Origin of the sequence: Alteromonas sp. BL110, assembly GCF_003443615.1 — a bacterium.
Lineage (GTDB): Bacteria > Pseudomonadota > Gammaproteobacteria > Enterobacterales > Alteromonadaceae > Alteromonas.
The window spans coordinates 2,121,667-2,136,616 of sequence record NZ_CP031967.1; the positions used below are offsets into that span (position 1 = coordinate 2,121,667).

Sequence of the window (14,950 nt, forward strand, 5' to 3'; positions counted from 1 at the left end):
TAGGCGATGATGGTAGCTTAGGCTAATAGGTTAAGTGGGCTTAGTGTTTATCGGCTCTGCTTTGGAACTTACGCTCTTCGGTATTAACCTTTATCCATTCACCGGTGCTGATGTACTCTGGCACTTGTACTACTAGGCCAGTTGAAAGCGTGGCTGGTTTGGTACGAGAAGTCGCAGACGCACCTTTAATAGACGGGTCGGTTTCAACTACCTCAAGTTCCACGCTCATTGGTAAGTCCAAGGCAACCGGTACTTCACTAACTATGACAACTTGAATGCCATCGGTTTCTTCGTTAATAAACAGAGCTTCGTTCTCAATACTCTCTTTGTTCAAGTGATAAGGGGTGTAGTCTTCCTTATCCATGAATACATATTCTTCGCCATCAATATACGAAAACATGGCAGGGCGACGAATTAGGTCAGCCATATCTAGGGTGTCTGAGTCTTTAAACGTTTCATCGTATTTGGTGCCCGTTACTACATCGTACATGCGCATGCGATAGATGCTGCCACCAGCACGACCTTGAGGGACCGAACGCTCAATATCTCGCACGATGCAAGTTTTTCCGTCAAATACTACAGTGTTATTCTTTTTAATTTCACTAGCCTTAGGCATGGCGATTTCCTATTGTTTTATTTTCTTAAGGTGCAAGCCTTGTTTCTATCTCGCTCCATTCTCTGCGATTTTACACGACTAAGAAAGTGTTTTTGCTGGCTTAGCCTTCTATCAGCGCTTTAACATTCGCTAAGGTATCAGCTTCACTGGCGGGCTTGTCCCAACGAATTCTATGTATACGGGGAAAGCGCAGCGCGACCCCTGATTTGTGCCTAGATGAAGGATGTACAGCGTCGAAAGCCACTTCAAGTACCAGTTCTTTTCTCACTTCTCTCACCGGGCCAAACCGTCCCACGGCGTTGCGTCTTACCCAATTATCTAGTTTTTTGAGTTCTTCATCGGTGAACCCGGAATAGGCTTTTCCGATAGGCAGAAGCTGACTGCCTTCCCAAGCTCCAAAGGTGTAGTCTGAATAAAAGCTCGAACGTTTTCCGTGCCCACGTTGGGCATACATCATAACCGCATCCACAACCAGCGGATCGCGCTTCCATTTGAACCACTGACCTTTAGGCCTGCCAGGTACATATTTACTATCTAGGCGCTTTATCATCAGTCCTTCTACCGCACGATTTTGGCATACTTGGGCGTGAAGCTGGCGTAAGGTTTCAGGTGAAGTGGCATTGAGTGTTTCAGAAAGGAATAATCGGCTGTTATTCGTCTTGCTAAACCATTCTTCAAGGGCGTGGCGTCGTGCTATTAGTGTCTTGTCTGTTAGATTTTTACCATTAAGCACCAATGCATCGTAAACGATAAGTCCAACTGGCGCGGAAGATTGTAGTGCTTTACTTGGTTTCTTTTTATTAAGGCGCTGCTGAAGGGCATTAAAGGTATCCACGTCTGGCTGTGCGGCGTATGAAGCCTGTTTACCGCGCTTATCACTACTCGTGCGTTGACTAGCCATACTTTGGGCAGTCGATTCTCCAGATTGATGTAAGCCATATTCTGCATTATGGATAACCAGCAGTTCTCCATCTAGCACCATGCTGCCGCTTACAGACTCAAGCAGGTCCGGAAATGAGTGACTAATATCATCCCCAGTGCGGGAAAAAAGGGCTTTTTCGGGCTTGTCGTTATCGGCCTCACTACTATTTTCAAGCCTTGCAAGAACAGTATTATTTGACTTAACGACAAGCTGCACACGAATACCGTCGTACTTGTTCTCAATTTGCCAAGTGTCTTTGGTGAAATCGTCGATATCGCTATCTTCAATAGGATGAGAAAGCATAACTGGATGAAAGGTAACGGCATTTTCAATATCAGGCTTGTCAGCTTTTCCTTCTAGCCAGCTAAGCATATCGACATAAGGCGGGGTAACTGCATGCCAAAGTGTCTCGACTTCTTTAATGTCTTTATTACCATAGTCAGCCAATATTTGTTTTATAGAGCGTGCCGACACGCCTATACGCAACCCCCGCGTGCCCAACTTTAGTAATGCCCAGCGTTGAGCTGGCGTCATTATTGTTAGGTAATGGGCAAGCGTCTCAGAAACTTTCTGCTTACTGACTGAAGCGAAAGTTTCTACCACCTCGCTAAGCGTGGGTAGCGAGTTTGTTGGCTTACTATGGGGCCATAAATGGGCTACAGTTTCACTAACCTCACCCACATAGTCATAGCTCATGGCAAAAAGCTCAGGGTCGGTATGTTCGGTAATAAGCTTTTTTACCGTATTGCGCTTAAAAAAATCGAACCGCAATGTCCCTGCCATAGCAGCAATTGCCCAGCCTCGGTCAGGGTCCGGTGTATTGGCAATGTAGTCGGCAATAAGCTGCGCTTTAGCTTTGTTTCCCGACGTGAAATATAGCTGCTCAAGTAAGTGACTGAATGCTTCCACTAATCGCCTCCTTGCTCTTCTTCATCATAACCGACGAGAGATAGCGCTCTGGCTTTAAACCCCATTTTTTCTGCCTGATACATCAGGGCATCTTCTCTGCCGTGAGTTACCCACACTTCTTTCGGGTTAACTTCTTCTATGGTTTGCAGCAATTCGGGCCAGTCACAATGATCAGAGATAATAAGCGGTAGCTCGGCATTCTTTTGTTTTGCGCGAGCGCGAATTTGCATCCAGCCAGACGCCACAACAGGTCGCACGTTAGGCAAGCTTCGTGACCACCTGTCGGCAAGTGCAGAAGGGGGCGCAATGACTATCTCGCCGGCTAATGTTTTTTTATTCGCAACCTCAGATACTGGAATTAACTCACCCAAGTCTATACCTAATTGCTTGTATAGGTCACACAGCTTTAGCTGCGCGCCATGCAGGTAAATTGGCTTCATGTAGCCTGCTTCTCGTAACGCTAATATAACCCGCTGGCATTTACCTAGCGCATAAGCGCCTACTAGATGGCATCGTTCTGGAAACACCCGTAACGAATGAAGAAGTTTTTCAATTTCATGTTCAATAGGCGGGTGCTTAAAGACTGGAAGCCCGAAGGTGGCTTCGGTAATCAAAACATCGCAAGGGACAACTTTAAAGGGCGGGCATGTAGGGTCGTGTCGGCGCTTGTAATCGCCGGAAACCACAACGCGGTAGCCTGCATATTCAATGAGAATTTGTGTAGAGCCAAGAATATGGCCTGCAGGGTAAAACGTGGCTTTTACATCGTTAAAAGTAATACTTTCACCCATAGCTACAGTGTGCTGATGAATAGCCATATCTTCACCGTAGCGGGTTTGCATAATTGCCAGTGTTTCTGAGCTTGCGTACACACTGTTATGACCTGCACGTGCATGGTCAGCGTGACCGTGTGTGACAAGGGCGGTGGCGACTTCATTCATTGGGTCGATATAAAACTCACCCGGCTCGCAATAAAGGCCAGTATCGTCAGCTTTTAGCCAAGTTGATGGGTGCACTACTCATAGTCCTGTTAAATCAGAGAATGCTTGTTACTACGTATTTAATCCCCTGAATCGACCACTTGAATTAGGCACTCACTATTGGTTCAACCCGCATTCGTCTATTGAATTTGGATTAGGCTATGATACGGATGAAAATCAATTAGACTCGGCTACTTTGCTAGGCACTATAAGATTCTAGCTAGTTACGCCAATATGCTGCAGGACCAGGTTTTACCTGGTCCTTTTACTTAAATCGGAATCATATAACTTCGTTTAGTTCAGATGTTAGCTACGAGGTTTTGTTCGCCTCAGTCGTCAATTCTTGTCCTGCAACTAACCTGTCATCTTGCATGCTCTGTTGCTTCTTATAAAAGCTGCGCAGATATAGTCTTCGCCACGCCGCCTCAAATGGCCCTTGAACAAAATGTTTAGTAATAAAATTCGCCAGCAAAATTTGAATTGCTGTGAGCGCAAGCGTAATTAACATTAAATCGAGCAGCGTCACGGTATAGGCAAACTCGGGATAGTAGGCGGGCATAATCACACGAAATAACACAGCTAAAACAATAGATTGTGTTAGGTAGAGAGTAAACGCCACCTTGCCGCAGTTAATGAGCGACTGATACCACCAGGCGGTTGTATTTTTCACTTTAACTAACAGATGAGCGTAGGCAAAAGCACAGAAAATAGCGGGGATACTGGTGAACATGGGAATAACATCTGAGGTTACTTGCTCAAACATTATCTGAGGAATAACAGTAATAACAGATGTTGCTATGGCAATAATGGCCACTTTCTTGAAGACAGCAGAAGAAAACCCAACGCTAAAGAAACCGCTTCTATAAAGGTAGGCACCAAACATCATAAGACCCATCGACTGCCAAAGCATGGTAAAAGGTGCTGCAATAATGGTAGCGAAAACAAAAGAAGCTTGAACGCCAATTTGGAACAAATAGCTACTTTGCCATTCCGTAACCTCTTCGGCGTAGGCTTCGCTAGACCTAAGAGGCAATGCGCCACCGTAGTCGAATGAAAGCGTAAGCACTATGCCAAAAACAAGCATAATAATACTTCCTACGGCTAGATATTTAACGCTTTTCGCACGAAGCTCTTCTTGGTCTAGCGTTAAGTGTTTTAGTACAAAGTAGGCGCAAAAACTGTAATAAAGCAGTATGTCGCCGCCAAATATAAACACACCATGTATTAAACCAAATAAAAATAGCCATTTAAGTCGAGATTTAGAAAAGTCTAAAAAGTTGTGCCCACGCTTTTGACAAGCATCGAATTGAATAGCTAAACCTGCTCCAAACAACAGGCAAAACAAGGTGCGAAATCTTCCATCTAAGAAAAGTGCGCTAACTGTCGAAATAATCTCATCAGATAAAAGTGGCTCTTCAAAAAACGCGTAGCCGGTGTGAAAATTTTGATGGTATGCAATATTTAAAAACAATATGCCAAGGATCGCTAAACCTCTAATGGCATCTATGGATTGAATTCGCATTTACGTTCCCTGTAACAATAGTTTGTAGTTTAACGAGTGTAGTGTAATCGCTTTTGGGGTGTCGATGTTTAAAGTGTATCCGAATATTAACTATCACTAATAACTTTAAATTACTAATAAATAAAAAGACCAGGAGAGGCTTACTTTTTAAAGACAGTTTTAATGCATTGAGCCTCAAGCGTTATCAAAAAGGCACGACGTAGGGCATTGGTATAAATAAACTTAACTAAGAAATTGGCGTATAAAGCGGAAAAGGCATAACAGATACTGTAAATGACATTACTCCCCTCCGCTTTCGCTAAGTGGTTTAAGCAAAAAGGCTGGCAACTACGTGATTATCAACAGACCATGTTGGTGGAAAAAGATAAACATGACTGTACTTTACTGATAGCACCAACAGGGGCGGGTAAAACCTTGTCAGGTTTTCTGCCGAGTTTGGTAGAGCTCAGTGAACTCAATGAGCGTGATGTTTCCGCTGAAAACAAGAGTAAGCAGAGTGGGTTTAATGGTTTACATACCTTGTACATTTCACCCCTTAAAGCGCTGACCCAAGATATTCATCGCAACCTGTTACAGCCTATTGAAGAAATGTCGCTGCCTATAACGGCAGAAACCCGTACTGGCGATACGCCTTCTCATAAGCGTCAGCGACAGCGTAAAAAGCCGCCTAATATTCTACTTACTACCCCTGAGTCCCTCATGCTGATGTTAAGCTACGCCGATGCCGATAAGCTTTTCGGCAAACTAAAACGCGTAATCATCGATGAAACTCACAGCTTAATGGCGAATAAGCGCGGCGACTTTTTATCACTCGCCTTGGCACGATTAAACGCGCTTTCTCCAAGCTGTAAACGCATAGGTTTGTCAGCCACTGTAGCGTTCCCCGAAACTTTGGGTGCTTGGCTGGCTGGCAGTGACAGTGTTGCCAATATCATCAAAGTAAAAGCGGGGGAGAAGCCAAAAGTTGAGATGCTGCACTCTAAAGCACGTATGCCTTTTGGCGGCTTTATGGCCCGTTACGCCATTGATGATATCTATACAGCCATAGAAAATGCAAAGACTACACTCGTTTTTGTAAATACACGCGCTCAGTCCGAGCTTCTATTTCAAATGTTGTGGGAAGCAAACAAGGCAGCGCTTCCCATTGCGCTTTATCACGGCAGTTTGAGCAAAGAGCAAAGGCGCAAAACCGAAGCCATGATGGCAAGCGGTATGCTAAGAGCAATAGTGTGTACCTCTGCGTTAGAGCTAGGCATTGACTGGGGTGATGTAGATAAGGTCATACAAGTGGGGGCGCCTAAAGGCGTAAGCAGGCTGCTGCAAAGGATAGGGCGAGCGAACCACAGGTTAGATGAGCCTAGCGAAGCGTTGCTTGTACCAGCAAACCGTTTTGAAGCACTGGAATGCCAAGCGGCCATTTCCGCTATTGAAAAAGGTGAGCTTGATGGTGAAAGCCCTCAGCCAGGCGCGCTAGATATCATTCCGCAGTTTATCTTGAACTGTTTATGCAGCAAAGCTGATAGCCCAGATGCCTTGTATCAAGAGATACTTACCGCCACACCTTATCAAGGATTAGATAGAGACGATTTCGACAAGCTGTGGCGCTTTACGCAAGACGGTGGTAGCGCACTTAATGCGTATGAACGGTATCAGCGCCTGGCAAGAAATGATGATGGTACTTACTCGCCTGCTAATCGCCGGGTTATACAGAGACACAGGCAAAACATAGGTACAATCGTTGAAGCAGGGCGTTTAAAAGTAAAGCGCATTCGAAGAGGCAATCAAGGCAAGATCATTGGCGAGGTTGAAGAGTACTTCGCTCAGCAATTAACGCCTGGAGATACCTTTTATTTTGGCGGAGAAGTGCTGCGCTTTGAAGCTATTCGAGACATGCAGCTTCACGCTAAGCCGGCAAAAGCCAAAGAGCCTAAAATACCAAGCTACGCGGGCGGGCAAATGCCTCTTTCTACTTATTTAGCGGAAGGGGTACGGGCTATCTTGGCCAATCAAAAGTTGTGGAAGGCACTGCCCGCTCAGGTTCAAGAGTGGCTTAATCTTCAGCAGGCGTTCTCTCAGCTACCTAGCCTTGAAAAGGTGCTGGTGGAGCAGTTTCCATTTAGGCAGGCGCACTATACCTTGTACTACACCTTCGACGGACGCAAAGCGAACCAAACCTTAGGTATGTTGTTAACGCGGCGGATGGAAAAAATGGGCATTAAGCCGTTGAGCTTCAGCGTGACGGATTATGGCTTGTCGGTAGCTGCAGTGAACGCCATCACCCAAGGACAGCTTCAGCAGCTATTTCAGCCAGATATATTAGGTGATGAACTAGAAGATTGGATGCTACAAGCGCCAATGCTAAAGCGTTCGTTCAGGCAAGTAGCGGTAGTTAGCGGGTTGACCGAACAGCGTTATCACGCCAGTCAAAAAACCATGAAACAAGTAACGTTTTCTACCGACCTCATTTACGATACATTGCGTGAACACGACCGCGACCACATATTACTTAAAGTGGCGCGGGCTGATGCTGAGCGCGAGCTGCTTGACTTACGCCGCCTCGCTAACTTACTGATTCGATATGTAGATTCAGCAACATTAGTGAACCTTGAAAAACCGTCTCCCATGGCCATACCTATTGTGCTTGATGTACGCAGTGAGCAAGTAAAAGGCGCTGGGGCACAGGCTGTTATTGAACAAGCTAATTTATACGCCGAAGCTGAAACCATGTTAGACGAAGTTCGCGCATTGCTATCAGGGGCTAACGTTGACTAGGTAATATGAACTCACAAATGAAAAGAACAAGGGGATAATTTGGCAATAACCGACGCGTGGCTAACTGAAAAAGTCAGCCAGCGCCAAATCACTATCACGAAATACGCAGACTACTTGTGGTTATTAGACGCACGTGGTGTGGCGTATTTACCCGTATGCGACTGGCTTATTGTGTCCGATCTTCACTTAGAAAAAGGCAGCTATTTACGCAGCTATGCTAACCCCTTACCCAGCTTAGACTCCACTGCTACACTCAAACGCCTGGAAAGTATTATTGATGATTATAAGCCTAAGCGGGTAATCAGCTTAGGTGACAGTTTTCACGATAAGCATAGCATGTCCCGTATGACCAATGAGGACCGTGAGCATTTATGTAGGCTTGTTGATAACGTCAATGAATGGATGTGGGTAGAAGGCAACCATGACCCAGATTTGCCTGAGGGCATTCCAGGCACGCCATGTTTTGAAGTAGTGCTAGATAATATGGTATTCAGGCATGAGCCGGAATTAAACGAAAAGCGAGAGCAAGTTATCGGTCACTATCACCCTAAAAAGCGCACCACCATTTCTCGACGCCGTTACTCGGGCAAATGCTTTACCAACAACAACAGTCTATTTGTAATGCCCGCCTTCGGGCAGTTCACCGGCGGGTTAGACATAGACGAAGATGTAATGCTAACGCTTCTTCCCAAGCTGCCCCGTCAGGTTTTCATGCTCTGTGACGGCATAATCTTCAAAATATAGCCCACCAAAAATGGGGTCAGAGTACATTTCCCCTTTAGCAGAATTGAGATGGGGTCAGAGTACATTTCACAGTTATCGCTGCTTCGAAAAAATGTACTCTGACCCCTTTGTTTGGGTTAGTCGCGCCAGCGTTTAGTTAGTTCGTCGTAGGCGTCTATGCGACGGTCGCGAAAGTAAGGCCAAATGCGCTTAACCTGCTCGGTACGTTCCATATCAAGCTTTACTGATAGCGTTGTTTCACCATCAGCCTCAGCTTTTGCCAAAATCTCACCTTGCGGGCCTGCTACAAAGCTCTGACCCCAGAACTGAATACCTGGGTCGCCTTCAACTGGTGACGCTTCAAAACCAGTGCGGTTCGCCACGATTACCGGTACTGAGTTTGCCACAGCATGAGAGCGCTGTATGGTTTCCCATGCGCCGTGTTGACGAGTACGCTCTTCTTCTGTGTCAGTTAAGTCCCAGCCAATAGCTGTAGGGTAGAACAACAAGTCTGCCCCAGCCATCGCCATTAGACGAGCCGCTTCTGGATACCACTGATCCCAACATACTAAAACACCAAGTTTACCAACGCTTGTTTCAATTGGTGTGAAGCCCATATCGCCCGGCGTAAAGTAAAACTTCTCGTAAAAGCCAGGGTCATCAGGAATATGCATTTTACGGTACTTACCCGCAATCTCTTTACTGCGGTCAAATACAACAGCGGTGTTGTGATACAAACCTGAGCCGCGTTTTTCAAACAAAGACGTGACTAACACGATGTTGTGCTTTTCGGCTAACTCACCAAAAAAGTCTGTTGCTGGACCTGGTATAGGTTCAGCTAAGTCAAAGGCGTCAGTATCTTCTTGCTGGCAAAAATACAGGGTGCTGTGCAGTTCTTGAAGCAAAATACACTCGCAACCTTCAGCTGCTAATTTGGCAACTTGCTCGGCACTTTTATTCCAGTTCGTTGCTTTGTCGTTGTCGGCAACGGCCTGTTGTACCAGACCAACTTTTAGCTTAACTGGGCGCATGTAATGACACTCCTTTCTTTAAGGTGGTGATAATCGAATCTTTTAACGTATTTGTGGGTACTTGCATAGAAATACAATGCAAGCTGCCGTATTGTCTTACGAGTACACTACAATCAATTGGTTCAACAATATGATTGGGATGTGCTTTTTGCACCGTCTCAATAGCTTCGGCATCTTCTTCTTCACCGTATACGGGCAACAAAATAGCCTTATTACAAATTAAGTAATTGGCATACGACGCCGGCAAGCGATCACCTTCATCGTTTACTATATGAGGCAGCGGTAAATGAAATTGTTCATGCTCTGGCAATTCAAGGGCGCACTCATCGCATAATGCCTTCAAACCTTCGAAGTGACTGTCGTTAGGACGGTTGTTACACGCCTGAATCACTAAGCCTTTATTCGGGGTAAAGCGCACTAGAGTGTCGATGTGGCCGTCAGTATCATCGCCTTCTAAATGACCATGCTGTAATACAGTAACCTTGCTGCAACCTAGCATGTCTTTAAATGCATCTTCGTAAGCACTGAGCGACATATCGCCATTTCGCTCAGGATTAAGTAAGCACTGTGCCGTACTTAATAAGTGGCCATTTTCATCAATCTCTAACGCACCGCCTTCTGCCACAATCGGGCTGCTGCGTAGCGCAGATTTGCACATGGCGGCGAGGTAACGCTGATTGACAAGGTTATCTTCAGAAGCGTCAAATTTGTTACCCCAACCGTTAAAACGAAACTCTACAGGCGAGCCATTACCTTCATTGTCTTTACACGTAATAAAGCCGTAGTCGCGCATCCATGTATCATTAAACGACGCGGCGACGATAAGCACCTGAGCATTTTCGGGTAAACGGGGCGTAAGGTCGTCAACGTCACTCGGCGCGCACAATAAAATGACACCCGCGTTATTGCGATTTACTGCTGAAATCACGTTCAGGTAGGTCGCTCTTGCTTCTTCCAACCATGGAGCCCAATCAGTTTGTGCGTGCGGCCATGCCAACATCACAGCATCAATGTCGTGCCATTCTGGCGCCATAATACGGTTGCCGAGCATAGTAAAATTCCAAGTCGCTTAAAAAAATAGGGAGTGGATTATAGCCATGCCTCGACGAGAGACCAAGGCAAATGGCGATGAAATTAATTGACTGTGACGATTAGTGGTAGCGCTCGTAAAAGAGACCGCTACCACTTTATAGGGAGTTTAGCCTAGCTTTGTGTCGCAGTAGCGTTGGCTTTTTTAAGATGTTTACTCAGGAATTTGATAAGCGCATTGTAGTATTTTGCTTCGTCTTCTACATAGTCGAAACCATGCCCTACGTCGTCAAAAACCATCCACTCATGCGTAATATTGTTATCTTTCAAGGCAAAGTGCAGGCGATAAGCGTGCTCTATATCAACTACAGTGTCATCGGTACCATGTGCGATAAAAACAGGCTTAGTGATACCTTTGAATTGATACAAAGGCGAGTATTTAAATAACTCTTCTTTTTGCGTATTAGGGTTACCAATGATCTCGGTTAATATCGTCATAATATCGTCGTTTTGTACGTCACTTCGCTGAAACTGCAGTGCAAGGTCTGTAACTCCGGCAAATGAGGCAGCGCACTGATACAGTTCAGGAGAGCGAATAATACTGTACAATGCCGAGTAACCACCGTAGCTGCCTCCAATAATACAAACATTGTTTGCATCGACTTCATAGTGCGTCTTGGCGTATGACAATGCTTGTTCAATATCATCTTCAATAAGGCGTCCCCACTGTTGCATGCCTTGTTGTTTAAATGATTTTCCGTAACCTGACGACCCTCTATAGTTGACTTGTAAAGTTGCGAAACCGGCATCAACCAGTACTTGAATGCTGCCAGAGTAGTGACGAGAATCATTTACGCCAATAGGGCCGCCATGAGGGATAACAACTAATGGTGGGTTTTGAACCTCTGGCAATGTAAGAAAGGCTTCCAACCCTACTCCGTCTTCCGACTGAAGTTTCAATAGTGCTGTTTTGCCAAGTTTCTTGTTCGAAAGCCAAGGATATAAATCGACTAGGTGAGTAAAAGTGTCACTTTGGCGATTGTAATGGAAGATTTGCTCTGGATTAGCGCTGTCATCTGCAACAAAAAGGATATTATTTCCCGAAGTGTCCATGTCTATAGCGTAAATACCATCAATTTGAGACATGGTTTTTAGGCGAGTGGTTAGCTCGTTGTAATTATCGGAAAAGTAGAGTTGCTTGCCCATTCCTTTTTCAAGGAAAGATACGCCAATAATCTCTTTGGTTTCAGGGTGTCTTATAACGCTTTTTAGATCATAGCTAGGGTGCTCAAATATAATGCCATCAAACTGTTTATTTTGAATATTAAAGCGTCTTAAATTGATTTTATCGCTGCGATGGTTAGTTAACACGTACAGTTCATCTCCCGACTCACTGCCTCCCACTACTTTAACCGCGTCATTCTTATCGCTTTTCCACATTTCCTTATAGCGATATTTACGAGGCTTTGATCCGGTTCTTGCGAAAATTTCGGTTATACCATTAAAGGTTCTACTCCCCCCTAATCGCCATCCTTTTGCATCAAATATCCAGTCTTGTAAGTCTGGTCCTGACTTATTCAATTTGAATTTGCGCCGAAAGTTACTTTCTTTGATTTTCTTCGACAAATCTAAGTTAAAAAGGTCAACATAGTAGTCGTATTCATCATCATCTTCATAACGAGCAAAAATAGCGTTAGATGGCTTATTTGGAAGCGTGTCTACCCAATGACCAGGTTGTGAAATATATGATAAACGAAACGGCGGATTTGGTGTTTTAGTACGGTCAGCAAACTCAACAATCACATAACGATGGAATCGACCGTTGGAGTATTGTTTCAATGAAATAAAATTATCGGAGAGCCATACTAATTCGGCAATGTAATTGAAGTGACGTTCCCACGACATTATTCTGTTTGAATGCTGAACATGCATTTGTTGACGCTCAAACGTGATAGGGTCATCTTTGGTGCCACGCACTAGATCGTGAATGATTAAATTGTATGAATCACTTTTAGGTTCGATATAGGCAATGGCCGTACCGGAAGGGTTTACTGAAAACAGTTTATATTTTGCGTCTTTGAAAAAAGACTCGGTCTGGAATTCAGAGGCTTTTGGCGTTTCAGCATGAGTATGCGGTGAGCCAAGGGTGAAAAAAAACAGTGAAAGAGTAAGCAGCAGTTTATTAATCGTCATTATTCTAGTCCCCGCTTTTTTCAGAATGTTTTAAGTAGAAATCGATATAATGATCGTCGGGGTATAAGCCGTTAGCGATGTCGTATTTATCAGCGAATTGAGAAAAATCTTGTTCGAGGATTTTGAGAATGATAGAGGTGCGATTGAGTACTTTTATTGTTGCTTGGCTTCCCAACCTCTCTATCATAAGTAGGCCGGTATAGTTGAGTTTGCCTGGCTGAACAGTAAAGGTAAGGTCTAAGCTTTCTAGGTCCATGTAGCTTTCAAGTAAGTTTCCTTTTGACAACGAACCGGTGCGTTCGAACACTCTGTCCCACGTGTAGGCACCTGCAGGTAGTTTAATCACATCAATGTGCTGTGAGTGATTAAGAGGGCCAAATGTATATTTGTTCGTTAAGCCACTACCTTTAAGTACTACGCTCTCTGTATAGCCCTTAGAATATAGTGCAATAATTGCGTAGCCTTCATCAGGTTCTAGTGGTTCAACTGTGGTTGTGTTGGCTATGAGTGGAGTGGAAAATACGACAAGCAATAGTACGAGTACAGCTTTCATTACTTCATTCCCTTGATGGTTTATTATTTATCACAAGTCTCTTATGTGAGCGTTTTTGACAACACTACAAATTACGATTCGTAAAATCAACTAAGTGAAAACAATTTACTTTTTTATTTTAAATGTCGCCCGCCATTAAGGTGCAATGTTTGGCCTGTGACGTAATCGCTATCGAATAAGTAATTCATGGCCTTTACGGCTTCTTTTGCGCCAGGAACCATTTCAAGTAAAGACTTCTTTAACGCTTTTTGCTTGTAAGCATCGTCGTCGCCTTCGTTGAACATGAGTAAAGCAGGTGCAATGCTATTCACTTTCACTTGTGGCGCTAGCTTTTTGGCAAAGGATAGGGTGAGGTTTTGCAACGCAGCTTTGCTTGCCGCATAAGCCATGTGCTTTTCACTGCCAGTATCTTGCACATAATCAGTCATATGAATAATGTCAGCTTGCACTTCACAACCGCACAGTGCTTCTTCTAATGCTAAATTAATGCGATAGGGGGCAACCGCATGAATCATCATCATGCGTTCCATTAAGTCTTGCTTGTTACTACTATCTTTCTCTTGTGCCCAATCTGATGCGTTGTGAATGATCCCTCGATAGGTTTTACTGATTGCCTTAATCTCATCAATTGCTCGATCAATAGCCGCCTCAGTGCTAAAATCCGCTTGTAAAACTGTTGCGCCTTTTTCCTCAAGCTTTGAAATACTCGAGCGATGGGTTCGGTAAGTCACAACAACGCGATGATCTTGTTCGAGTAAGCTTTCGGCCATCGCCAAGCCCAAACGTTGGCTAGCGCCTGTTATCAGTACAGGTGAGTTCAAGTTAGTGTCCTTCTTTTCTAAGAGGTAACAGTTTTATTATTCCGTGCTAAACGCACGTGAGGTAACAACAACATTAAATAAAAGTCATGTTGTCGTATAACCGAACTTTTACGATTTCAAAGGCGTATTAGTTCAAAAAAAGCAGTAACAACGGATAAAACAATGTTAGCAAAAGAAGCGGTAATTGTGCGTGATGCACTAGACCCCTCTATATCAGAGCCGGCACAACGTGTACGTGAAGCATTAGAAGCCAAGGGGTTAGAAACGCCTATGGTGGCTAATGGACTTTCTGATGAACAAAAGCGCAAACGAATTGAAAGCGCTATGCGTGACGTAATGGATACGCTTGGCCTTGATCTTACTGATGACAGCTTGTGCGACACGCCCACCCGTATTGCCAAAATGTACGTTAATGAGATTTTCGGCGGCTTGGATTACCACAAGTTCCCCAAGATTACTGCTATCGAAAACAAAATGCAGATAGACCAGCCTGTTCAGGTATCTGACATCAGCTTAACGAGCACCTGTGAACATCATTTTGTGACCATTGATGGTACAGCGACGGTGTCATACATACCTAAAGATACGGTGATTGGTCTTTCAAAAATAAACCGCCTTGTAAGCTTCTTTGCTCAACGTCCTCAGGTACAAGAACGTTTAACACAGCAGGTGTTAGTCGCGCTGCAAACATTAACGAATACAGAAGATGTTGCTGTGAGTATTAATGCTACGCACTATTGCGTAAAGGCGAGAGGAATTAGAGATACTAACTCCTACACAAAAACGTCAGCATTGGGCGGTCGCTTTTTAACAGATAATGAATTGAAACGAGAGTTTTTTCGTTAGTAAGCTGCGAAATCTTTTGCGCACAAATAAAAA

Annotated in this window: 12 protein-coding genes; 3 read left to right on the plus strand and 9 right to left on the minus strand. The window is 44.4% G+C overall.

Features of this window, described 5'->3' with window-relative positions:
• Positions 1–40: 40 nt before the first annotated feature.
• The 4 genes from efpL to D1814_RS09320 form a co-directional block, all read right to left on the minus strand.
• On the minus strand, positions 41–616 hold the full coding sequence (efpL, locus tag D1814_RS09305) for an elongation factor P-like protein EfpL (RefSeq protein WP_118491632.1): 576 nt from the start codon (positions 614–616) through the stop codon (positions 41–43).
• A 100-nt stretch (positions 617–716) separates the two neighbouring features.
• A complete protein-coding gene (locus tag D1814_RS09310; protein WP_118491635.1) occupies positions 717–2,447 on the minus strand; it encodes a cisplatin damage response ATP-dependent DNA ligase in 1,731 nt (576 codons plus the stop codon).
• Positions 2,447–3,463 (minus strand): ligase-associated DNA damage response exonuclease, encoded by a 1,017-nt coding sequence (locus D1814_RS09315; protein WP_118491637.1) that lies wholly within the window; start codon positions 3,461–3,463, stop codon positions 2,447–2,449. Before D1814_RS09315 ends, D1814_RS09310 begins: the two co-directional genes overlap by 1 nt.
• A 274-nt stretch (positions 3,464–3,737) precedes the next feature.
• A complete protein-coding gene (locus D1814_RS09320) occupies positions 3,738–4,949 on the minus strand; it encodes a DUF418 domain-containing protein (protein ID WP_118491639.1) in 1,212 nt (403 codons plus the stop codon).
• A 273-nt stretch (positions 4,950–5,222) separates the two neighbouring features.
• Between D1814_RS09320 and D1814_RS09325 the strand changes: the two genes are divergently transcribed.
• Complete coding sequence (locus D1814_RS09325; protein WP_118491641.1) at positions 5,223–7,721, plus strand: ligase-associated DNA damage response DEXH box helicase; 2,499 nt, start codon at positions 5,223–5,225, stop codon at positions 7,719–7,721.
• 39 nt (positions 7,722–7,760) lie between these two features.
• Entirely contained in the window at positions 7,761–8,465 is a 705-nt protein-coding gene (gene pdeM / locus D1814_RS09330) for a ligase-associated DNA damage response endonuclease PdeM (RefSeq protein ID WP_118491643.1), read from the plus strand.
• Between the two features lie 116 nt (positions 8,466–8,581).
• Here pdeM and D1814_RS09335 read toward each other — a convergent pair whose 3' ends face one another.
• The 5 genes from D1814_RS09335 to folM form a co-directional block, all read right to left on the minus strand.
• A complete protein-coding gene (locus D1814_RS09335) occupies positions 8,582–9,475 on the minus strand; it encodes a carbon-nitrogen hydrolase (RefSeq protein WP_118491645.1) in 894 nt (297 codons plus the stop codon).
• A complete protein-coding gene (locus tag D1814_RS09340; RefSeq protein ID WP_118491647.1) occupies positions 9,462–10,526 on the minus strand; it encodes an agmatine deiminase family protein in 1,065 nt (354 codons plus the stop codon). Before D1814_RS09340 ends, D1814_RS09335 begins: the two co-directional genes overlap by 14 nt.
• A 152-nt stretch (positions 10,527–10,678) precedes the next feature.
• Positions 10,679–12,697: an alpha/beta hydrolase family protein gene (locus D1814_RS09345; RefSeq protein ID WP_118491649.1), complete on the minus strand. Its 2,019-nt coding sequence runs from the start codon at positions 12,695–12,697 to the stop codon at positions 10,679–10,681.
• Between the two features lie 4 nt (positions 12,698–12,701).
• Positions 12,702–13,250, minus strand: coding sequence for a hypothetical protein (locus D1814_RS09350; RefSeq protein WP_118491652.1), 549 nt, complete (start codon positions 13,248–13,250; stop codon positions 12,702–12,704).
• A 113-nt stretch (positions 13,251–13,363) separates the two neighbouring features.
• Positions 13,364–14,071, minus strand: coding sequence for a dihydromonapterin reductase (folM, locus tag D1814_RS09355; protein ID WP_118491654.1), 708 nt, complete (start codon positions 14,069–14,071; stop codon positions 13,364–13,366).
• A gap of 162 nt (positions 14,072–14,233) precedes the next feature.
• Between folM and folE the strand changes: the two genes are divergently transcribed.
• Positions 14,234–14,917 (plus strand): GTP cyclohydrolase I FolE, encoded by a 684-nt coding sequence (folE, locus tag D1814_RS09360; protein ID WP_118491656.1) that lies wholly within the window; start codon positions 14,234–14,236, stop codon positions 14,915–14,917.
• The last annotated feature ends 33 nt before the right edge of the window (positions 14,918–14,950 follow it).

Bases quoted from the DNA above. Each gene is read 5' to 3' on its own strand.
- efpL (WP_118491632.1), bottom strand. From the start codon at position 616: ATGCCTAAGGCTAGTGAAATTAAAAAGAATAACACTGTAGTATTTGAC.
- D1814_RS09320 (WP_118491639.1), bottom strand. From the start codon at position 4,949: ATGCGAATTCAATCCATAGATGCCATTAGAGGTTTAGCGATCCTTGGC.
- D1814_RS09325 (WP_118491641.1), top strand. From the start codon at position 5,223: ATGACATTACTCCCCTCCGCTTTCGCTAAGTGGTTTAAGCAAAAAGGC.
- D1814_RS09335 (WP_118491645.1), bottom strand. From the start codon at position 9,475: ATGCGCCCAGTTAAGCTAAAAGTTGGTCTGGTACAACAGGCCGTTGCC.
- D1814_RS09340 (WP_118491647.1), bottom strand. From the start codon at position 10,526: ATGCTCGGCAACCGTATTATGGCGCCAGAATGGCACGACATTGATGCT.
- D1814_RS09345 (WP_118491649.1), bottom strand. From the start codon at position 12,697: ATGACGATTAATAAACTGCTGCTTACTCTTTCACTGTTTTTTTTCACC.
- D1814_RS09350 (WP_118491652.1), bottom strand. From the start codon at position 13,250: ATGAAAGCTGTACTCGTACTATTGCTTGTCGTATTTTCCACTCCACTC.
- folE (WP_118491656.1), top strand. From the start codon at position 14,234: ATGTTAGCAAAAGAAGCGGTAATTGTGCGTGATGCACTAGACCCCTCT.